We start from the raw sequence: 21,422 nt of genomic DNA, 5'->3' as shown, positions 1-21,422 counted from the left end.
CAGTGCATCTGCTGACAATGAAGATAGTTTACCTGAAGAAGACGAAAGCAACGGCTTAGGCGGTAGTGGTAGAACTTCAGGGCGACAAGGCAATCCTGCATTGAACAGTTACCGTAATGCACAAAGCACACTGGGTTCATTCTATCAAGACAACAATTCCGAAACAATGGAATTGCGTAAGCAGGTGGACGAACTTAAAGCAAAGTTGTCGGAAAAAGATGTGCCACCTGTGGCCACCGTTGACGACCAACTCAAACTGATGGAGAAATCCTATGAAATGGCTGCAAAGTATTTGCCGCAAAACAACAATACCGGAAACACTGCTCCTGCCAACGGTGCGGCTACGGGGGCTGCGGGTGCTAACCAAAAAGAGCAATTTGTATCGTTCACGCCAACAAGAAAGAATATTGTTTCAGCCCTGTACCGTGAGCCGTCTGACAGTGCCTTTGCAGCCGATTGGAGCCAAACAAAAAACCGTGGGTTTTATACCGCAGGTTCTATCGAGCAGGCTGTACAGCCTAAAAACAGTATCAAAGCCTGTGTACACGAAGCCCAAACGGTAATTGGTGAAACGGGTGTGCGTTTACGATTGTTAGAACCTGCTAAAACCCCGCAACGTACCATCCCCAAAGGAACGATTGTAACGGCTAATGCCAAATTTCAGAATGGCAGATTACAATTAAAAGTTACCTCCGTAGAACTGGAGGGTAATATCATTCCGGTAGATATAACCATTTACGATTTGGACGGACAGCAAGGCTTATACGTTCCGTATTCGCCGGAAATGAACGCCCTTACCGAAATGGCGGGCAATATGAGCCAAACCGGGGGAACCAGTGTAATGCTCACGCAAAATGCCGGACAACAAGTTGCCGCAGACCTAAGCCGTGGCGTGGTACAGGGCATTTCAGGCTATTTCGCCAAGAAAGTAAGAACGCCAAAGGTTACACTCAAAGCGGGCTATCAGGTCTTCCTCGTATCTAAAAAATAATGTTGAACTCAAATAAATAAAACAATGAAAAATCATTTAAAAACCTTTTGGGCTATTGCCCTGATACTCGGCTTTGCCGTACAATCTTATGCACAGGACAGTGCAACTGCAAAAACACCGCTTGCAATGGGCAAGATAGAACCGTACCGTATGGAAGTTACCTACGATAAAACATCCCACCTGATTTTCCCGACCGCTATCCGTTACGTGGATTTGGGCAGCGAATACCTGATTGCAGGGAAAGCCGAAGATGCCGAAAACGTGCTGCGTGTAAAAGCATCCGTAAGGGACTTCGAGCCGGAAACCAATTTTTCCGTTATCACGAATGACGGGCGTTTTTACAGCTTCAACGTGTATTACAGTTCCTATCCGGAGGCATTGAGCTATGACCTGCTCACAATGCAAAAAGCGGTAGATAAAGCCAACGGTAACGATGTGCTTTTCGAGGAACTGGGCAACAATTCGCCCTCACTGGCAGGCTTGCTACTGGAAACCATTTACAAGAAAGACAAACGCATTGTAAAGCATATCGGGGCTAAGAGTTTCGGCATTCAGTTTATCCTGAAAGGGATTTACATACACAACGGCAAATACTATTTCCATACCGAATTGAGAAACCGTACCAATGTGCCTTTCGAGATTGATTTTATCAATTTCAAAGTGGTGGATAAGAAAGTAGCCAAACGCACCGTAGTCCAGGAACGCCCTTTAACACCTTTAAGAACTTACAAGCCATTGGACGGTATTGCCGGAAAATCGACCGAACAAAACGTGTTCCTGTTAGACCAGTTTACCATTGCCGATGACAAGGTGTTGCTGATTGAGATTTTCGAGAATAATGGCGGCAGGCATCAAACATTGCAGGTCGAAAATTCCGATTTAATCAAAGCCCGTTTGATTGAAGATATGCACCTGAAATTTTAATAACCCTTTAAAGCAAGAATATGAAAAAGTATATCTATACCGTGCTGCTTGTCCTGATAGGCATCACGGCTGCACAGGCGCAAAGGATGCTGCCAAAGCAGAAAGGATTGGAAATAAGTGCGGGTGTATTGTCCAATGATAAGATTGGTAACGATTACTACATCAGCGCAGCAATGACGGTAAACGGTAAGAACGGTAACTACCAACTTTGGGCGTTGGAATATACCCACCAGTACCACGGGTATAAAGACCTCCGCATACCGCAGGAAACCTATTCCGCAGAGGGCGGTTACAGTTTCTTCTTGTTGGGCGATGCCCGCAAGAACATCACGCTGAATTTCGCAGTAGCGGGTGTGGTCGGTTACGAAACCATCAACCGGGGCGAAGCGATGCTGTACGACGGAGCGAAGATACTGAGCGAAGATAATTTTATCTACGGAGCAGGCGGTCGCCTCACTTTTGAAACGTACCTGTCCGACCGTTTCGTTTTAGTCTTACAAGGGCGTACAAAAGTTTTGTGGGGGACGGATCTGGAACAGTTCCGTCCATCCGCAGGTGTGGGATTAAGGTTTAACTTTTAAAACGTAAAACAATGATAGCAATCTTCAATAAATTCAGAACAGGGCTACTACCGTTGTATATATTCCTGACAATCCTAACAGCTTCGGTTACGTTGGTATCTTGCAGCAAAGATGATGAACTCGAAATACAGAACAATTTTCCTTTCGAGGTGAATGTAATGCCAGTGCCTAAAGATGTTGCCAACGGGCAGACCGTAGAAATACGCATTACCATACAGCGTACAGGCAATTACAGCAATACGCAGTATTTCCTCCGTTACTTTCAATTTGACGGGCAGGGAACATTGCAATACTACAACGAACCGCCGTATCAGCCCAATGACCTGTACCAGTTACCATCGGAGCAGTTCAGGCTGTACTACACTTCAACGTCTGCCGTATCACAGTCCTTTGATGTTTGGATTTCGGACAGCTTCGGCAATGAAAAGCAGATAACTTTTCAGTTCAATAGCAGCGACTAAGAGCAGTATTTCATTTTATAAAAAACGGCTTATCTGATTGGTAAGCCGTTTTTAATTTTAAGCCGGGCAGTGTATTTCAAAAGAAATAATTTCTTATCCTTGTAACCTGTTTCAGTTATTGAGTAAGATTTTATTTCCATAAACAATGAAAGCGGCTTGCCTTTTTGGGTGAGCCGTTTTCGCATTTAATTCACATCGTTTACAGGCTGAAACAAATATTTTTTGTAAATTCAAACAGTGGAAATAAAGTGTTTTTTGTTATGGTTGCATCATTAGTTATAGGTATCATATTTTTGGTTGCAGGCTTGGGACTTCGTTACTGGATTAACCGTAGAAAGTTTTACAGGCGCAGCCCTATGGGAGCAGAGGGCTTCTCATCTTATGAAAGTTCGGTTTTCATTAAATTGATTGAAAGGGTGGGCAAATGGATAGCTTACGCCCTGATTATATTCGGGCTATTATCGTTGTGGGTGTACTCCCGTGAGAAAAAGGAAAAACAGCAACCTGAAGTAAAAACCGAACAACCTGTCCAACGCAGATAATTGTTTCAGCATATATTTTAAAGCAAATCGGATAGCCAAAAGGTTATCCGATTTTTTGTTTTATACAGGATAGTAAACCGCCAAACACTACCTCTCAAAGCCAAACCCTGCAACTTTCCCCAACGCAGAAATAAGCCTTTATAAATTCAACTTCCAAAGCAAAATTGAGCAAACAATGGAAGTAATCGCAATACAAAAATCCGCACTGGACGGAATGAAAAATGAGCTGAAAGCACTTTTGGAACTGACCGAAAATGCCACGCAGAAATACACACCCATTTTTAAAGAAGAGCAATGGCTCGATAACCAGGAAGTGTGCCTGATGATGAACATTACCAAGCGGACTTTGCAGACGTATAAGGACAAAGGGTTATTGCCTTATTCCCGACTGAACCGTAAGAATTATTATAAACGCTCGGATGTGCAGGCTTTGCTCGAAGCCGGACAACCGTACAATACTGTCGAAAATGGATTTATTCACGAATGACAATGAAGAAATCATTGCCCATCAGGAAATGATAACACAGCTAAGAACCCGTATCGAAAGCATATTGAAAAACTACCGTCCTGTAATGAACGGGGAAATTTACCTTTCGGGCGAAGATATGTGCAAGCTTCTTCATATCAGCAAACGCACTTTACAGCAGTACCGTGATGATAATATCCTGCCGTATATACAGATTGGCGGCAAGATTATTTACAAGGAAAGCGATATTCTGACTATACTGGAGCAGAATTACAACTCCCATAAAATACATTGACTGTAACCTTTTTTGTGTTATATGCTATCAAAAAGGAATGAGTTTAGTATCTTTGTTTGCAGAAAATATAGAAATACTTAAAGTGTTTTTGCTTTAAGTTCCGCATTAGAAACTGGTAATTTTTAAAACCCCGGAACAGATAAGTAAGAACGCTCACGTTATAGGCGTGGGCGCTCGCTTATTTGGGGGTCAGGCGTACCAGTGCCTTAATGCCAGTAAGTGCGGTTGCCTGCGCCTTATTTTTTTGCAGGTTCCACTAACTTAATAAACATTAAGATTATGGAAAGCAAAGAAAATTTTTACCCCGATTTTGACCTCCCTGCGTCGCAACTATCAGCTTTCTCTCTCTGTATAGATGTTTTTATTATATCTCTTAAAAATGGGGAAATTGTACGTTTCAAACCTAATGATTTAGCACACTTTAAAGAATGGCTTTGCCGTTTTAATGTTAGGGATATTGCCGTTAATGATGGCATATCTCACGTGTATAAAAGATGTTAATTTATCTAAACCCGGATTTTTAAACTTATTAAAAGAAGAAAATGAGCAAAGAACCAACAATTAAGATAGCATTTATAGATGACCACGACCTGCTAAGAAAAGGTATTTGTGATTTTCTGATAGGCTACGGTTTTGAAGTATTATTTGAAGCGGAAAACGGAAAATCTGCTATCGACAAAATTGCGCTCTGTGAGTATGTTCCTGACCTCTGCATCGTCGATGTAAATATGCCTGTTATGAATGGTTTTGAAACCACAAAAAAATTATTGGAAATATACCCTCAATTAAAAATATTGGCATTCAGTGTTAATGATGATGAAATGGACGTTATAAAAATGCTTGAATGTGGGGCTAATGGTTACGTTTTAAAAGGAGCCGACCCTGACGAATTAAAAAAGGCTGTTGAAACTCTTTTTAATGGGGGGCAATACTTTAGTGCGGGTATTGTGGAAATTGCACAGGACTATTACAAAAATTAATTTTATTAAAGGTGGGCTTTTTCCCCAATAGACAGGGCATCCTGTGGGATAAAACTTAAAATTGAAAATACTCCAAATAGAACAAATGGGATAATGAGTATGCCACGAAATAATGTCGCAACCTGTTTAGTAAAATGGAAAAGGATTTGTGCTGAGCAGTGTATTTTAGTAAAGGGGTTGCACCTCTTAAATGCAAAAAGACTGCCCGACCATCGGGAGGATCTGTCTTTTTGCCGCCCGACTTTTCAGGTCAGGCGGCTGCTATTTTAGCTTATGGTTTTTAAATACACTTCATAACGTTCCGTTAAATCCTTGCCTTTCCTGAAAGTGTCCTTTGTATAGCTGTAATGCTCTTCAAAGAACTTTACTTCTTTGGTGGTAAGGTCTATTAAATAGCGGTAGTCTGCGTTTATCCGCCTTTCATCCATTGTGCAATGCTCCGTAAGCATTTCGAGTTCCTGCTCACTGTTATCAAGGGATAACAAGGGCAAAAAAAGCCTTTCAACGATATATCCCTGTTCGGGTGCGCTGCTGCTGTCGGCAACGCAAATAAGAGATTTGCCGTTGCTCAATTTGATATGAAGATTTGAACGTGTCATAAATTGAAATTGGGGTTTATTGATTAAGCTGTTAATTGGGTTAATGAAAATTCTTCCGTCCAAAATTCCTCGCTCGTATGCTTCCCGTAGGCTGTATAGTAGCCTGTACCGTTTGCCCGCAATACAAGCCTGTAACAGTCCAGTCGGTTTTCTGGTACGGAAAACGTTTCCTGCTCCTGCTCGTCAACTTCCACAAATACCCATTCCTTACCCTTTAGCAGTTCTTCAATATTAGGGTTGTCGTGTTTGCCTGTCCTGTAAAAATCTACTGCTGTATCATAGTAGTTCATTGAGCAGAAATAATTATTGCCCTCTAACGGCTTAACCACTGCAAGCCGTTTTGCCTGTTCCTGTTTCCATTCATCGGATAGGTGAATAATTGCAAACTCGCAATTATCCCATTCGCTGTTGGTGTTGGCTTTAACCAAAATATGTGCTGTCGCTTTATCTGATAGTTTCATCGTTATAAATTTTAGTGGTATTCAAATAATTTTTGATTTTACGCTCTAACAAGGTTTCAAGTATTTCCCATTCGCTGTCGTACTCCTTGCCCTCAAAATGGTAGGTGTCTGTTTCCTCGTCTAATTCGTAGTTGTCAAAGTCCTGGCTATCTAAGCAGGTTTTTGTTAGTATGCCGTCTTCAAATATTGCCTGACCATATACTAAGCATCCTAATTCCTCATAGTCCTGTGTAAAATTCACTTTGAAATGTTCGGCTATCTGCTTCACGGCTTCCGTATTTGGCGACCATTTTGTTTCATACTGGAATACGCCCGCACTTTCATTGTCCTGACTGATATTGTAGAAATAATCTCCGTGAGTGTCCTGTACGAAATCGGGTAATTGCCCGCAGTCGTCTTTCTGTTCCTGTTCAGCCATTGATTTGAATAGCTGTGTTATCTGTTCGATTGCTTCGGATGTTCCCTCAAAATCAACCGTATTGTTGCACCAATTAGCCATAATTATTTATCGTTTAAGGTTATCTGTAAAAATTTGTCAGTCCCGAAAAGCAGGTGTATCGTCTGTTTTAATTGAAGGTTGCATTGTGCATCCTCTGTATATTCAATCAGGCAGTGAATAGCGAAAATTGAATTGTGTCCGTCAAAAAAATGGTCTGTAAACCAGTTCGGGCGTTTCCAAAGAGGTTCATTTTGGGCTGTTCCTTTTTGTGCATTCTGCACAAGCCTGTACCAAAATTCAGCCGTGAAAAATCCCTTTTGATACCAACCCTCACGAAAGGCGGTTTCATTTTGCAAAAAGTAGTCGCATTGCGTTTTTATAGCGTTTTGCAGGTTCTCCAGTTCTGCGGGAAACAGTTTGCATAATAAGCCCACTTTATCGAGGCTATCCATTTTATCTAATGCTTTCATATCTTTTGTTTTTAGTAGGCGACCACCTTTGCAGGCAGTCGCCTTAGATGATTAATTGAAGTTTAAAATCTCTGCTCCTGAATAGGCAAAGTCTGTACACAGTTCAAAGGCTTTTTGGGTCTTTAGCTGTGCTGTACCACCCATTACAATAGATTGTAGTTTGGCTTCGCTATCCCTATAATTGCGTACATTCTGAAAGTAGCCTGTAACGGCATTATAAGCCCCGAACAATGTGCCTTTGGTAGTTTCCATTTGTTGAGTGTCGCTTATCATAGCGTACTGAAAGGCATCATCTACGGTGTTTCTGAACACGGTGGAAACCTCATCTTCCGCACCTTTTTTCAGCAGGTCAAGCGTTTCTTTGTTCGGGCATAGTGCCAACTGGATTAACTTTCTTACTTCACGGTCTGTTACTCGTACTTTTGTCCACTGGTTAAAAATGCCCTCTAATTGGTTGCTCAAAGTATTGCAAGTCCCATAATCTTATGGGCGTTCTCGATACGTTGTTTTGCTCCTGACGTATGTTTGATACGCACTACATTGGTCATACTCCGCAATGATGCGTTAAGGGTGTTTTGGCATACGATACGGATAGGGGTAAATGCTGCGGTAATACTTCCGCTACCGTCGTGGCTTGTGGTTAAGAAGATGTACTTTTCGGTAACATCGTCGCCGTTACCTACTCGGATATAGTCGGGCAGCTTGGCAGTGATAAAAATACGTTCCCCGTTGCCCAATGCTCCTGCGGTTTCATACAATATACCATCGCCTCCGCCTACAATAGCATCAAAGAAATTGAACGCCTCACGGTTTTGTACGATATGATAGTCTTTGCCTACTACGCCCAACGGTGTATTGGTATCGGTGCGGAGTGTGGCGAAACTATTAGGTACTAAGATGTCGTTGGCTTCAATCAGCTCTCCGCTGTCGCCTATGCTCATTGTTCTGCCCTGTGTAAACAGTGGGGATTTGATAACCTCGTAATCTAAACCTGCGTGTACGATTGCTTCCTCGCTTGTTGGGTACTGCTCTACGATTTGCCCCAAACCGTGCCACGCTTTTTCTTGAACGCTGAAAAATGAATGACGTCCTGTTTGCTCGTTGAAATTGATGTTGTGTGCCATAATGCTAAATTTTGATGTTTGAAAAAATGTTATTTACTCACTCGCTTTTCTCGTTTCCCGCTTCCCGTTGTGGTTTGCTCCGCTTCGCTTCGCATAAATTTTTCCAAAAGAAAAACCGGAAAAAAGAAAGCAGATAATCCAAGCGGGCAACAGCGTAAAACCGAAAGGAAACGGAATAAGTCCCGGAGGGTGGCAAGGCAACACACAGCAACTCGGCGAAGCCAGCATTTTGCCTTGCCATTATGCCGTAGTCTTTTGGTTGGGCGTGTGGGGTGGCTGCCCGCTATAACTTAGCTGCCTTTTTACCGGTTGATTGTGGAAATTTTCTACTCTAAGTTTTTTATGGCATTAATGACCAGGCTATCATAGCCTGTAATAGAGATTTGAAAAACGGAATAGCAGAAGGACATTAGATATGGGTTTCGTTTTTCAATTTTCTATTTAGCAAGTAGGTAATAAGCTCTTTTACAGCGCTGGACTGGGTAGAGGAAGTAAATGTGCTTTACCTACACAAGAAGTATGGGCATAAAAAAAGCAGAACCGTGAAGTTCTGCTCTGGTGATGAGATAAAAGCTGATTAGATTGCCATCATAAATGCTTCTTCCATAGCCTTGAATTTCGGCGTAACCAAATCCATATCCTTACTGATTTTTTGGCTTGTGATTTTAGCGTAAATCTGTGTGGTGGAAATATTTTTGTGTCCCATCATTTTGCTAAGGCTTTCAAGCGGTACGCCCTCGGTCAAAAACATTGTTCCGAAAGTGTGTCTTGCGGTGTGAAACGTTACTTTTTGTTCTGTAATAATTTCAGCTTTTTCAACCAGTTTACCTATGTGAGTATTGCAGGTTGAATTGGTCGGAGCCGGAAAGATAAATTCATTTCTTGTCGTACCCTGATACTTCTCAATAATACGTTTAGGGATTTCCATTAACCGAACATTGGAAGCAATATCTGATTTCTTTCTCCTGCTGATAATCCATTGATGACCATCAAAGAATGATTGAATATTGTTCCTTGTCAGTTTCTTAATATCCGCATAAGCAAGCCCAGTAAAGCAACTAAAAATGAACAGGTCTTTTACCAGTTCATACCGTGGGTGCGGTGGTACGCACATCATCAGCTTTTCTACATCTTCTTTAAGGATATAACCCCGGTCGGTTTCTTCCATACTGATTTCGTAATCCTGAAATGGATTATCACGTATCAAGCCTTTTTTAATAGCCAGTTCCGCCAGACTTAATACAGGCATAGTGTAAACCCAAACCGTATTATGCGAAGACTGCAAATCGTACCGGAGGTAAAAATCAAATTCACGAATGAAATCGGCAGTCAATTCCCGAAATGCCATATCATCACGATGATAGCGTTCTTTGATAAACGTGGTAAGATGATTGTAAACCGTGATGTACTTGTTATAGGTACTTTGGGAACGTTCTTCCTTTTCGACCATTTTTTTAAAACCCTCATTTTGGTCGTTAAAGACTTTTAATATTGCATCATCCATTACACCAACACCCAAAAACGATAGCTTCACTTTTTGGGAGGTCGCAAAGCCCTCGTGCTTCAGCATATCTTCATAAATCTTGTCGATACGCCCACGTATGTTATCCAGTTTTTTATTGATGCTTAATGCCTGCGCACTTTTGCCCTGAACTCTTCCGTGTTTTAAATCCCAATTATTGGGGTCAATTTCTAACTTTGTACCGAAAGTTTTAGGGGTTCCGTCAATGGTAATACGTGCCATAATCGGGGCATTACCGTTCTTTTTCAGTTCGTTCTTTTTCAAATAGAAAAGCAGTTTGAACGTCGATTTTTTTGTCTGCTCCATAACTCAAATGTTTAACGTTTAAAATTAAATTACATTGAGTTACAAGGGAATGTAGAAAAGGGTGCAAAAGACTGAAATATAATCGGTTAAGCTATGTAGTTACCGAAGTCAATCAGTAACGATTTAGTAACCTAACTTTGTATTTTCACGCCCAAAAACTATCGGACACCGACTTCTGAACTTGGACTACTATTTTATAAAGCATTGTATAGCAACGGTTCTAACCATTTTGCGTAATTTTGCTTTTATCTAATCTTTTTTTAAAAAAGGATTGTGAGATTTTTTCCGTCGGATATATAGCTTCGCCACTCCGCTTACATGCGCCACACTCTGTAGGCTATTGTTCAGCATAATGTTTTAGCCAAACAATTTTCTCAATAATCAAATATAAACCATATAGAGCGTAATAAAATAATGCCTATCGACAATTGTTTAATAATTGTGAAATTATGTAGAGTTCTGACTTCCTAATTCCACCGATGAATTATGTATTCAAAATAGGCTTAGGATAGGTGAGAGGGGATTTTTTTTAATCACGTATTGCTCCGGCAATCTGGGCGAAAGACCAAGTGTGAAAAATATTTCACTTTTTTTCACACGTTAGTTACAAACCCGCAAACAAGATCTATAGATCGGATAATGAGCACCTTAAGTTGATGTTTACTTCTCGTAAAATTTATACATCTTAACCAAAAACTCGTTGTATTTCTCTAAAAGATCAACGTATTTGTCTTTCCAGTAATGGTACGCTGCCCCAAGTTCATCGGTTTCCTCGAAGCCGGGCTCAGATTCTTGGTGCATTGAATCAACTGGCAGATGCTCATCGTCCAAAACAACTGTATTCGCCAGTTTAGAAAACTCGTTCGTAAAATCAGTTTTAATGACTGAGCGAACTTTAAACAGAATGTCCGGACTAAGCTGTTTCCGTTTAAACCAATTGTAAACTGACTTTCTGTTTACATGAACCATCTTGGCAAATTCGGACACCGAATAGCCATTTCTCCTAACGATGCGTTCAAGCAATTGCCCTTGATGCAGTTGTTCTTTCATCCGTCACCTAGTGGTACTGACACCTTGCAAGACAGTAAGTTGTTCATATGGAACCTTTACTTTAGCTACCAAGGCACAGTTCAATTGTTTAATGATTACCAATACCTTTCCTCCCTCTACTCCTACAATTTCTCCTTTTAGATTATTTAGTGCTCCTTCGTTGATACTAATGATATCTCCTATTTTAAGCTCCTCCAGCCTAACTGCTTCGATATCATCATACAAATTAACCGATTGCCTAACCTGTTCAATGATCAATTGCGGAACAACTGCCGGCTTGCCGTTGTGGGTTACAAAACAAACCACACCCGCCGTTTGCAGCACCTTCAGCTGTTCATGGAAGTTTGCATATACAAATACATAGGAATTGAAAAGTGGCAGTTCTACTACGGTTTGACGGTCTGCCCATTTACGGCGACGTTTAATTAACGGGCAGAAAGTCGTGATATGCTGATTGTCCAACATCGTTGCGACCTTTTTTTCCCATTTGGACCGCGTGTAAATAACCATCCAATTTCGCGAGTTCATTCTTTTAAGAGATTCTTTACGTTCCATGATAATCACTTTTCGCCAACCAAAGTCGGCCTACCTAAAATATTCTGTCGTCTGTTTTGGTCAGTGCTTGTTTGGCACGCCGGCCTTCACCTGTTAGGTATTCGGATTTCAATGTCCTATCATCATGTTGCGTTGCATGTAGGATAGTACCCTTGCCGCTAATTTTCGCTGACCATTGTCGTTAATGTGAATATAATCCCTGAACTCATCCGAACTCAAACCTAATTCCAAGTCCTTTATTAGTGGTATTTGATTTCCTTCTGCAAATTCGATGATTTCTTTTCCTTGTTCGTTGTACGAACCGGCTCCCAATTCCGACTGTTCAGCATGAAGATAGATGGTTAATGGAATGTTGAATTCCTTTGAGTATGAAGCAAAGGACGAAAATCCGCTATTAAATTTATCGCTGTTTGTGTGCTTATTAACTTCCGTTTTTTCTGAACCTAGTTCTTTCTGCGCCAACTTATCCTTGATTGTTGGTATTACATAGCGTTCCATTAATTCAGATAACGCAAAAGTGTATTGTTTGTTTGGAAAACTATTATCAACGCCCACAACCTTATCAAAAGTCATATTATCATAGGCATCATGTGAGCTGACAAAAAGAAATATCGCCCTCGCTCCGAAGTTTCCATGTCTATTTAGGTACGCAAAACAATTGTCTGGCCCCCAAGTTCCAGCAGAGATATTCAAAAACTGAATCTTTTTTCCAGAAAGGCTCGTTAAGGTATCCGACAAAAGCGTAGTGGCAAGCGAATTATGGTCGGTCACCGTACCCCCGTTGATAAAAGAGTCTCCAAAGCCTAAAATAATCGCCGCAGCAGCATCTATCTCATCACTTCTCATGGATACCGCATTGGTCTTTATGTGTTTTTTGAACCGGAATCGATTTTGGCCCGGCTGGGCAATGTATTCGTAATCCGGATCTTCTCTGATTAACACAGCGTCACAAAAACCATAATGATACCTTAATACAAGCTCGGCGACAACAACGCAACAAACAAGGGAAATAACGAGTAGCGGTAACTTTTTCGTAAGCATAATTTTATTTATTTTTAATAGCAATGAGACTCACCTACCTACTACAGGCAGGTATAAGTTGGGCTTTATTCGTGTCACCGTTGCTTGTCTTCCGTCGCTTTGCTTACTTCGCATCCTTATTGAGCAGCAGCCTATGCGCCCCGCGACGTTATCAGTTTGGATCCTGAAAGGGCTTCAAATATTTCACGTTTTAAAGATAGGCATAACTGATGAATGAACAAAACATACTTTTTTTTTAATTAAATCACTGCCAAGCAGTTTTAGCTAAAAAAATCATTAGGCGATGGCTTTTTTAAACCATCTCCGCACATACGGAATATATTTTTTATTATTCTTTTTTTTCCGGACAAGCCTGTCGCTCCCTTTTTCGGCTGCTTTTCTTCGCCCTTTTTCCGGCCATTGTTTTGCCGTGATGCGGGGCGGATCCGGGGCGTATGCGGAGCGGATCCGGCTTTTTCCCAGATACATCCCGGATCCGCACCGCATTGTGCACGGATGATGGCAGGAAAAAGGCAGAGGAGTCATAAAAACATGGCGGGCGATGGTATGGCTTTCTACCGGCATTTGCAGGTACCGCGGACATACCGTAGGCAATACCCCAAGAAACCCGGAAGCATACCTGGTCTTGCGGATGCACTTGACCGCAGTTTGAATATTAACGCCAGCCTAAACCGGGCGCAACATGCTCCAGAATAGCAGTCAATATGTGCACGTTATAATCAACCCCCAATGTGTTGGGTATCGTCAGCAGGAGGGTATCCGCTTCCTGGATGGCTTCATCCTGGGCCAGCTCTTTGATGAGTTGATCCGGTTCTGCCGCATAACTTCTTCCGAAAATAGCGCGTTTGTCTTGCTCAATCATTCCGATCTTGTCGACCCGGTTGGACTCATGTCCAAAGTAATAGTGATCTTGATCAGTTACCAAAGCAAAAATAGAACGGCTCACCGATATCCTGGGCTCACGCTGGTGACCCGCTTTTTTCCACGCTTCTTTATACGCCCTGATTTGATCGGCTTGCTGTACATGGAAAGGCTTGCCGCTTTCGTCGTATTTCAGGGTAGAGCTTTGCAGGTTCATTCCGTTTTCGGCCGCCCAAACGGCCGTGGCATTAGACGCCGCCCCCCACCATACGCGTTGCCGCAATCCTTCCGAGTGTGGTTCCAAGCGCAACAGACCTGGAGGATTTGGGAACATCGGATAGGGGTTCGGCTGGGCAAATCCAACACCTTTCAGTTTATCCAAAAATTCCAGCGCTTTCCGGCGTCCCATTTCTGCATCGGTTTCACCCGCGACCGGCTCGTAACCGAAATAGCGCCAACCGTCGATCACTTGTTCCGGCGAACCTCTACTGATTCCCAGTTGCAACCGCCCCCTTGAAATCAAATCAGCAGCTCCGGCATCTTCCACCATATACAGTGGATTTTCATACCGCATATCAATGACACCGGTTCCAATCTCAATGCGGTTCGTTTTGGCTCCAATAGCTGAAAGTAACGGAAATGGCGATGCCAACTGGGCCGCAAAATGATGAACCCGGAAATACGCACCATCCAAACCGACTTCTTCGGCAGCGACAGCCAAATCAATGGACTGCAGCAAGGTGTCACTTGCTGTGCGCGTTTTATAAGCCGGATGATTGGCCCAATGCCCGAACGATAAAAACCCTATTTTCTTCATAAACTGATGACAAAGATAAGGATTATCAACTTTCCGGCATGAAGCGCACAGCTTAGCCGATGGCTTGCTCCCAAACCTACCCGAAATGTTCTTAGGCAGGCACCTGCCTGGGCTTCTCACGCTCCCAAAAGCGGTGCTGCGCGATTGCCGCCTTGAAATGCATCGCCAGCGTTGCAGGATCTGCTTCGATGACAATCCCTTCCCGCATCACGGTTTCGGGCGTGTTGTCATCGGGGAGTTTATTGGCAAAGTAAGTAGCGTCAAGTACCTGTCGCGCTCCAGCATCCGCAGCAATCGCCTTGCAATGCTTGAATGCTTCGTTGAGAAAATGAATAGCCGTCGGCTCACCTTCAATGGTGCCCACGCTATTTGTTCCTCCGGGCACGTATACCGCGTCATACAGCACCGAGGCTGCTGTCAAAAGGCTATGGTGCACGCCGATTTCGACGTCATTTGCAGACAACAGAAAGCCTTGCCTCGGCGCAATGATCTCCACAACGGCTCCTTCTGCCTCCAATTCAGCCTGCACCGTACCCAGGGAAGCTTCGTCTACACCATCAGCGGCAAGCACCGCTATCTTGCGCGTTGCAATTGTGTCTTTAGGCGTATTGGCCATGCTCAACGCTTCCGATCTCGCCAACGGAGATTCCGCCGGTATGGGCTGGTAGTCGCTTGGATCAGCGTCTGCCGGAAAACTGTGATTAAGTGGCTCGCCAGTATTCGCTGGCACGGATAACCGGAGGGCATAAGCTACCGCGGCCGCAAGCGCCCTATCGACATGCGCGAGCACACCAATCATGCGCTGACGCACTTCCACGGTTTTCACCTTGCCCAATTCGAAGCTGAATGCATCAATCATATGGTTTTTCTCAGGTTCGGACTGGCTGTGGTAAAACAGTCGTGCCTGGCTGAAATGATCAAAAAAACTCTTGCTTCGGGCCCGTATTTTACGGCCGTCTATGCGTTCAGGATAAGAGGTGAAGCCTCCTTCCGCCGCAGGCGCCTGCGCCGGATAGCCGTCGCCCAAGCTGTTAGGATTATAGCTGGACTTCCCGCTATTGATTGTCTGCCGCATATAGCCGTCGCGCTGGTTGTTGTGTACCTGCACAATGGGCCGGTTAATGGGAATTTCCTGAAAATTGGGACCGCCCAGGCGAATCAATTGGGTATCCGTGTATGAAAACAACCTCCCCTGTAATAGCGGATCATTGGTGAAATCGATGCCAGGCACCACGTGCCCAACGTGGAATGCGGCCTGCTCGGTCTCCGCAAAAAAGTTGTCCGGATTGCGGTTGAGCGTCAATTTGCCCACACGCTCCACGGGGACAAGCTCTTCAGGAATAATCTTCGTCGGATCAAGCAGGTCGAACTCAAACCGGTGCTCATCTGCTTCGGGCACGACCTGAATGCCCAGTTCCCATTCGGGAAATGAACCGCTTTCGATAGCATCCCAGAGGTCGCGCCGATGAAAATCCGGATCTTTACCAGAAATCTTCTGCGCTTCGTCCCAAGCCACGGAATGAACACCCAACAGCGGCTTCCAATGGAATTTCACAAAATTCGACTCGCCCTGTTCATTAACGAAGCGAAAGGTGTGCACACCAAACCCTTCCATCATCCGGTAGCTACGTGGTATCGCGCGATCGCTCATCAGCCACATGATCATGTGGGCTGACTCGGGCATGAGCGATATGAAATCCCAAAACGTGTCATGTGCAGACGCCGCCTGGGGTATTTCATTATCCGGCTCGGGCTTTACGGCGTGTATCAGATCCGGAAATTTCAATGCGTCCTGGATGAAGAAGACCGGCATGTTGTTGCCCACGAGATCAAAATTTCCCTGGCGGGTATAGAATTTTACCGCAAAGCCACGCACATCCCGGGCAAGGTCGGTCGAACCACGGGAGCCGGCGACCGTTGAAAAGCGAACGAAGACCGGCGTTTCCAGTTCTGGGTGTTGCAAAAAATCCGCCTTGGTCAGGTGAGACAAAGACTTGTATACCTTGAAAACTCCGTGCGCTCCCGATCCGCGGGCATGCACTACACGCTCCGGAATGCGCTCGTGGTCGAAGTGGGTAATTTTCTCCCGTAGTATGAAGTCCTCCAGCAAGGACGATCCCCGCTCTCCAGCTTTTAGTGAATCTTGATCGTTGTTTATCCGCACACCGTGATTGGTAGCCATGAACTCACCCCGCGATACTTCGCGGTTGGGAGCCATTTCATCAGTTTTTTCGTTAGCAGGGTGTACTTTTTTTTCGGTAGGTTGCGCGGGGTTCGGAGTGTCCTGTGCACTCGGTTTTGTTTTTCTGGCCATTTCTTTAGTTACTTAGTTAGTATCAAATAATTTGGCTTATGCCATCTTTTCCGTCGTGCCTGCAAGCATTTCGCCTACCATTTCGGCAAGTAGTTTATCAGTTTGCTGCTCTTCCTGCAGTGTCTCCTGCAACTGTTCGCCTACCTCGCTGAGCCCTAAGGTTGTTGCTAACTGATAAGCACCGAGGTAGCTCGCTATTTCATAGTGTTCGACCTTTTTGGACGCGAAGATGATACCCACATCCCTCGTTTGTGTACCTGCCGGCGTGGTCTCGATAATTGCTTCACCTTCTTTGGTCAGGCCTTCCATGGCGTCGCATTTCTTGGCAACTGCCTTTTCGCCCAGCATTTCAAAAATTTTCTCCAGCCGGCCAACCTGCGTTTTGGTCTCATTTAAATGTTTGGTGATGGCCTTTTTCAAAGCCTCAGACGAGGCCGAGGCGCTCATTTTGGAAAGTGCTTTTATTAAATGGTTTTCCGCCCAGTACAAGTCGCGGACGGTGTCCAAAAGCAAGGTGTGCAATGTGGGTTCAGCGTTGTCCAATGTGCCTGTTTTGGCTGCTGTTTCGGGGTTTGTCTTCGTTTTCATGTCTGCCTATTTTAGTTGAAACTATTAGCTGCCTGGTGGTATGAATGCCAACAATATACGGAACCGTTTGTTTCATCTTCTTGTGCTTTTGCGGAGCTACTTCCGACCGGATTAAAACCTTCGGTGCCATTCGTTGGTTTAAGTCTACATGGAAAGGTTAAACGACTACATCATTCCGGCAGCCCGGCAGGGAAATACAGCCGTGATTAGCGAACTGGTAAAACAAGGAGCAGACGTCAACACCAGCAATGAGCAGGGCCACACACCATTGATTATTGCCTGTTATCATGACCACTACGATGCCGCAAAACTGCTTCTGGAAGCAGGGGCAGACGTCAATGCCAGAGACAACGGCGGCAATACGGCGCTGATGGGCGTATCGTTCAAAGGGTACACTGATTTGGCGGGGCTGCTCATTAAGCACCATGCCGATTTGGATGTGCAGCACGGCAATGGCGGCACCGCACTCATGTTTGCCGTGATGTTCGGACGCACTCCCATAGCCAAACTTCTTCTGGAACATGGCGCCGATCATAGCGCACGGGATATACGTGGTTTCTCAGCCGCCGACCACGCCGCCCAGCAAGGCAATCTGGAAGCCCAACAGCTTATCGAATCATTTCAAAACCGACACGAGAGGGAAATTAAAACGAACGCCCAATGAAGTGAAAGAAGCGGTCGAAGTCGTCACCCTTAACGTTTCTGGCACTTGAAAGCTCTTTACGCAATAAATTCGCTAACGTATCTAAAGGGATGTTTTTAGCTACGATCTCGCCGTTTTAATTCAAGAGGTAATTTGTTGTTGGTTGCTAATGCATAGCTTAATGCTTTGGTTAAACTGTCTTTTTTTAACCTATAAGTATCCGTGTATAGCTGCTGCAGGCTGTCTACTTTTTCGCGCATCTGCGTATCAAACGCCTCCGAGTGGACCTTCATCCTAGTGGTAAGACTTTCATAACCGTTGTTTATGCTGTCAATTGCCGAAGCAGACAGTTGGTCTGGCCCAATAATTCGGTATAGACTATCTTGGGCAGGGTCAAGGTATAGTGTTTTCATCACACAACACTCCTTGCTCGGACGAAAGCGGGACTCTGTTGCAACAGCAGTGAGATTCCGTCTCCACTCGATTTTCAGAATATATTTGTCGGCGGGGATACTGTCGACCGTTAATGTAAAAGCATTGCGGAAGATAGGGGCCTGAGCAATTTTCTTTTTGGTTTCATAATCGAGCAAATACACCCTGCCATTCGCTGGAATAAACACTTCACCTTTCAGGATGACCTTGGTGTTGAGCTCCGTTTCTCCGCCGCAACCGGCAAAAAAAACATAACTAACGCGCAACTGAATAAAACACAAACCCGTACACTATTCATACGCTAAGATTAAAGAACAGGAGACAAGCCCCCTATTCTATACTTCGACATTTCATTAACAACTAAATTTCAGTCATCAATTACATGTTGGCCGCGTGCAGCTCTGTTAATTGATGCCCTTCTAATAATGCTTCTTCAGGTAATGCGGATAACTGTCATTAGCGGATACACCGATCACTCGGCTTACTGTTGTCCTTTTTTAATCTTAGCTTCAACATCCGCTATAAGCATATGCAGACCAGTTGGTTCCATTTCTGCGGCTGGATTGTCCAGCCTATACTGTTTCAAGCCTTTCCCATAAAAGCGTAAAGCAACGGTCAAGTCGCCAGTTTTCTCATGTAGTTGCCCTGCAATTATATATTGCTGGCTGCTAATTTTGTGGTTCAAGCTTTCATTGATCCACATTTTTGCTTTTTCCAACAAAGGGCCATGGTTAATATCTCTTAATACAACCCATGTTGCTCCGTCAATCAGTCTATCGTATCTATCTGGGTACAATGATGGGTATTGCTGCGCTTCGATTAAACTGATAAACTTATCATAGTCCTCGATTTGCAGAAATAAGAGTTTTTCATTCTCGTATAATAGCCGGTCAGTATTACCGAAGTCTCCATTTTTAAGTTTTCCTGCTAGTTTATAAAACGCCGGCACATTGCTTTCCAGTGCTGCATTTTCCAATTGGATGCTGTACGGCCTGGCCAATAGGTGATTCACCCTTTCTTCTCCATATAAGAATACAAGTTCGCTTTTGTGATCCTTAAGAAATCGGTAATCTTCTGTCGTATCACTATTTATATAAGCATTCATCTTTGCCCATATAAACTCACCTTTCATTTCTTCCGGACTACTCAGTTTACAGAGCAGCGCATATACGGAGTCAGCCCCGGAATCGTGATATTCTTCCAATGTGTTTAAGTATCGGCGTAAAAATCCGATCGATCGGTCTCCATTCTCATATTGTTTCCTCAAGAGATTGATTGGCGCGTTTTCAGGATCAAGCCCTTCTTTCAGCTGTCGGATTAAATTTTCAGCGTTGTTGTAGCCCGAGAAATGATAGGTACGTTCGCCGATCCCATCAATTACGGAAAATGAAGGTACAGTACGGATGTCAAATCGCTTTTTTAAATGTTTACCTGAAGCCGAGTCAATATCAACCTTGTAAAAAACAAATAAGGAATCGATCAAGGAAACCACCTGTTTATCGACGAAGACTTTTTTCTCCATTAATTTGCATGGTGCACACCATGCTGCCGTAAAATACAACAAAAGTGTTTTGTTTGTTGATTCCGCCGCTTGGAGCGCTTTATCAAAACTTCCAGCATAGCTTCTCAAGGAATCAGTCTCGGCCGATGCAAGTGAAATACCAAACACAAAAACTGTAATCGATACTGTATTTTTATACCACGAAGGGGCATTCATCATTAAAACGCCAATCATAACCAAAAATTTAAAAGGCAGGTATACCAGCTAGTATACCTGCTCAATATGATAAATCTGAGTCCGCCCAACATATTTAGTCATTTCTCCAAAAGCGCGTTCACACACCAAAGATACGGAGCCTGACCGTGAAAATCACCTGCATTGCGTGGGCGGTCATAATAATATTGTTTGTCATTCTTCTTGTTCGTTCCCACACAAACCTCAGCAACGCTCCCCCGCTCATCAACGTAGTCCACTAACGCCATCCACGCTTTCCGGGCTGCGGGCGTGTATTCATCAGCGTTTAGCCATCCCTGCTTAACCCCCGTAATAAACGCATATGCAAACATGGCCGATCCGGATGTTTCCGCCCAGCAATCCGGTTCATCAATCAGCTGATTCCACATGCCATTGGGGCGCTGAAAACTTTTCAAACTTTCCATCATCTTTTGGTAGCCTCGCAAGATGCGCGGCCGGTCTTGATGATCCGCTGGCAAATGCCGGAGCAATTCCGTGACGCCCGCGGCCATCCAACCATTGCCCCGCCCCCAATAAAAGGGCACATCGGGGGCATGGTAAAACAGGCCGTTCGGACGTTGCAACTCTTCCAGATAAAGTACCATTTCCTTGGCTGCCCGATCAATGTATTTGCAGTCTCCGGTCACGTTGTAGGCTTGCGTCTGCACAATGGTAATCATGTACATGTCATCGATCCATAGGCGTGTCTGCCAGCTGTATCCCTTGTCCGCCCAGGCCTTTTCTTCGGGCTTTGCATCCGCCGGAACCTGCCATTGTGTGTCGGCATAAGGAAGACCCAGTTGCAGATAGCGCTGGTCACCTGTCATCCGGTAGAGCCTCAAGGGTAAGCTGCCAAACATATTCAGGTCGACATGATTTTTGATGGGCAACAGTTCCTTTTCTGTGGAGAATAGGAGTTCAAATCTGTTTTGCAAAAATCTAGCCAGCATTTCGTCGGCTGTCAGTTCAGCGAAATTCAGCGCGCCATTCCAATAAAATGTCTCCGGATAGCCGATCCATTTTCCGGCGTGCAGTGCATGGTTGGCATACACAAACCGGTACGCGATTAGTTTACCCACCTCTTCGGGACTATACCCATCTGGAAAATCCTCCAGTGCATTTTTTTGGGCAAACAGGAAATGAAGAGGAAGAAGAAGTAATAATATCAATAGGTTGCTACGCATCATTTTAATTTTTAATGATTAAGTTTCGAGTTTCCGAACAC

The 21,422-nt window shown here is 44.0% G+C and carries 24 protein-coding genes and 1 pseudogene; 10 read left to right on the top strand and 15 right to left on the bottom strand.

The genetic code is table 11. The annotated features are described in order from the left end of the window. The 9 genes from traM to JHJ32_RS09600 form a co-directional block, all read left to right on the top strand. On the top strand, positions 1–991 hold a 991-nt coding region (gene traM / locus JHJ32_RS09640; RefSeq protein WP_200120846.1), incomplete at its 5' end, for a conjugative transposon protein TraM. Between the two features lie 24 nt (positions 992–1,015). Then, complete coding sequence (traN, locus tag JHJ32_RS09635; RefSeq protein WP_200120845.1) at positions 1,016–1,915, top strand: conjugative transposon protein TraN; 900 nt, start codon at positions 1,016–1,018, stop codon at positions 1,913–1,915. Positions 1,916–1,935: 20 nt separating this feature from the next. Continuing rightward, positions 1,936–2,496, top strand: coding sequence for a conjugal transfer protein TraO (locus tag JHJ32_RS09630; protein ID WP_200120844.1), 561 nt, complete (start codon positions 1,936–1,938; stop codon positions 2,494–2,496). Between the two features lie 11 nt (positions 2,497–2,507). Further along, on the top strand, positions 2,508–2,957 hold the full coding sequence (locus tag JHJ32_RS09625; protein ID WP_200120843.1) for a DUF3872 domain-containing protein: 450 nt from the start codon (positions 2,508–2,510) through the stop codon (positions 2,955–2,957). A 260-nt stretch (positions 2,958–3,217) separates the two neighbouring features. Then, positions 3,218–3,499, top strand: a complete 282-nt coding sequence (locus JHJ32_RS09620) for a molybdenum ABC transporter permease (RefSeq protein ID WP_095073134.1) — start codon at positions 3,218–3,220, stop codon at positions 3,497–3,499. A gap of 175 nt (positions 3,500–3,674) precedes the next feature. Then, entirely contained in the window at positions 3,675–3,986 is a 312-nt protein-coding gene (locus tag JHJ32_RS09615) for a helix-turn-helix domain-containing protein (RefSeq protein WP_101726673.1), read from the top strand. Next, positions 3,967–4,260: a helix-turn-helix domain-containing protein gene (locus tag JHJ32_RS09610; protein WP_095073138.1), complete on the top strand. Its 294-nt coding sequence runs from the start codon at positions 3,967–3,969 to the stop codon at positions 4,258–4,260. Before JHJ32_RS09615 ends, JHJ32_RS09610 begins: the two co-directional genes overlap by 20 nt. Positions 4,261–4,539: 279 nt before the next feature. After that, complete coding sequence (locus JHJ32_RS09605; RefSeq protein WP_095073140.1) at positions 4,540–4,761, top strand: hypothetical protein; 222 nt, start codon at positions 4,540–4,542, stop codon at positions 4,759–4,761. Positions 4,762–4,802: 41 nt separating this feature from the next. After that, a complete protein-coding gene (locus JHJ32_RS09600; protein WP_200120842.1) occupies positions 4,803–5,240 on the top strand; it encodes a response regulator transcription factor in 438 nt (145 codons plus the stop codon). Between the two features lie 266 nt (positions 5,241–5,506). On the opposite strand, the gene JHJ32_RS09595 is transcribed toward JHJ32_RS09600, so the two are convergent. From JHJ32_RS09595 to JHJ32_RS09540, 12 genes and pseudogenes are all read right to left on the bottom strand, one after another. Next, positions 5,507–5,839: a penicillin-binding protein gene (locus JHJ32_RS09595; protein ID WP_101726672.1), complete on the bottom strand. Its 333-nt coding sequence runs from the start codon at positions 5,837–5,839 to the stop codon at positions 5,507–5,509. Positions 5,840–5,862: 23 nt separating this feature from the next. Further along, positions 5,863–6,300, bottom strand: coding sequence for a hypothetical protein (locus tag JHJ32_RS09590; protein ID WP_101726671.1), 438 nt, complete (start codon positions 6,298–6,300; stop codon positions 5,863–5,865). Further along, positions 6,284–6,799, bottom strand: a complete 516-nt coding sequence (locus JHJ32_RS09585) for a hypothetical protein (RefSeq protein WP_200120841.1) — start codon at positions 6,797–6,799, stop codon at positions 6,284–6,286. The genes JHJ32_RS09590 and JHJ32_RS09585 overlap by 17 nt, the downstream gene beginning before the upstream one ends. A gap of 2 nt (positions 6,800–6,801) precedes the next feature. Next, positions 6,802–7,209 (bottom strand): hypothetical protein, encoded by a 408-nt coding sequence (locus JHJ32_RS09580; RefSeq protein WP_024566579.1) that lies wholly within the window; start codon positions 7,207–7,209, stop codon positions 6,802–6,804. 51 nt (positions 7,210–7,260) lie between these two features. Then, a pseudogene (locus JHJ32_RS09575) lies at positions 7,261–8,333 on the bottom strand (DUF932 domain-containing protein). Positions 8,334–8,910: 577 nt separating this feature from the next. Further along, the gene (locus JHJ32_RS09570; protein ID WP_101726667.1) at positions 8,911–10,161 is read right to left on the bottom strand and encodes a site-specific integrase; all 1,251 of its coding nucleotides are present in this window, start codon (positions 10,159–10,161) and stop codon (positions 8,911–8,913) included. 660 nt (positions 10,162–10,821) lie between these two features. Then, complete coding sequence (locus JHJ32_RS09565; RefSeq protein ID WP_200120840.1) at positions 10,822–11,211, bottom strand: helix-turn-helix domain-containing protein; 390 nt, start codon at positions 11,209–11,211, stop codon at positions 10,822–10,824. A 3-nt stretch (positions 11,212–11,214) separates the two neighbouring features. Continuing rightward, a complete protein-coding gene (locus JHJ32_RS09560; protein WP_079715349.1) occupies positions 11,215–11,766 on the bottom strand; it encodes a UpxY family transcription antiterminator in 552 nt (183 codons plus the stop codon). Between the two features lie 108 nt (positions 11,767–11,874). Next, on the bottom strand, positions 11,875–12,807 hold the full coding sequence (locus JHJ32_RS09555; RefSeq protein ID WP_079715348.1) for a hypothetical protein: 933 nt from the start codon (positions 12,805–12,807) through the stop codon (positions 11,875–11,877). A gap of 655 nt (positions 12,808–13,462) precedes the next feature. Continuing rightward, positions 13,463–14,485, bottom strand: a complete 1,023-nt coding sequence (locus tag JHJ32_RS09550; RefSeq protein WP_079715346.1) for an LLM class flavin-dependent oxidoreductase — start codon at positions 14,483–14,485, stop codon at positions 13,463–13,465. Between the two features lie 91 nt (positions 14,486–14,576). Beyond that, positions 14,577–16,799, bottom strand: coding sequence for a catalase (locus JHJ32_RS09545; RefSeq protein ID WP_079715345.1), 2,223 nt, complete (start codon positions 16,797–16,799; stop codon positions 14,577–14,579). Between the two features lie 36 nt (positions 16,800–16,835). Beyond that, the gene (locus tag JHJ32_RS09540; RefSeq protein WP_200120839.1) at positions 16,836–17,387 is read right to left on the bottom strand and encodes a ferritin-like domain-containing protein; all 552 of its coding nucleotides are present in this window, start codon (positions 17,385–17,387) and stop codon (positions 16,836–16,838) included. A gap of 148 nt (positions 17,388–17,535) precedes the next feature. Here JHJ32_RS09540 and JHJ32_RS09535 point away from each other — a divergent pair, with 148 nt between their 5' ends. Continuing rightward, on the top strand, positions 17,536–18,051 hold the full coding sequence (locus JHJ32_RS09535; protein WP_200120838.1) for an ankyrin repeat domain-containing protein: 516 nt from the start codon (positions 17,536–17,538) through the stop codon (positions 18,049–18,051). Between the two features lie 95 nt (positions 18,052–18,146). On the opposite strand, the gene JHJ32_RS09530 is transcribed toward JHJ32_RS09535, so the two are convergent. From JHJ32_RS09530 to JHJ32_RS09520, 3 genes are all read right to left on the bottom strand, one after another. Further along, a complete protein-coding gene (locus tag JHJ32_RS09530; protein WP_200120837.1) occupies positions 18,147–18,743 on the bottom strand; it encodes a hypothetical protein in 597 nt (198 codons plus the stop codon). Positions 18,744–18,943: 200 nt separating this feature from the next. Further along, entirely contained in the window at positions 18,944–20,197 is a 1,254-nt protein-coding gene (locus JHJ32_RS09525; protein ID WP_200120836.1) for a thioredoxin family protein, read from the bottom strand. A gap of 80 nt (positions 20,198–20,277) precedes the next feature. Then, the gene (locus JHJ32_RS09520) at positions 20,278–21,384 is read right to left on the bottom strand and encodes a glycoside hydrolase family 105 protein (protein ID WP_233632574.1); all 1,107 of its coding nucleotides are present in this window, start codon (positions 21,382–21,384) and stop codon (positions 20,278–20,280) included. Positions 21,385–21,422: the final 38 nt, after the last annotated feature.

This window comes from Parapedobacter sp. ISTM3, from assembly GCF_016533505.1.
Taxonomy (GTDB): Bacteria; Bacteroidota; Bacteroidia; order Sphingobacteriales; family Sphingobacteriaceae; genus Parapedobacter; species Parapedobacter luteus.
This window is presented reverse-complemented; position numbering and strand designations above follow the sequence as displayed.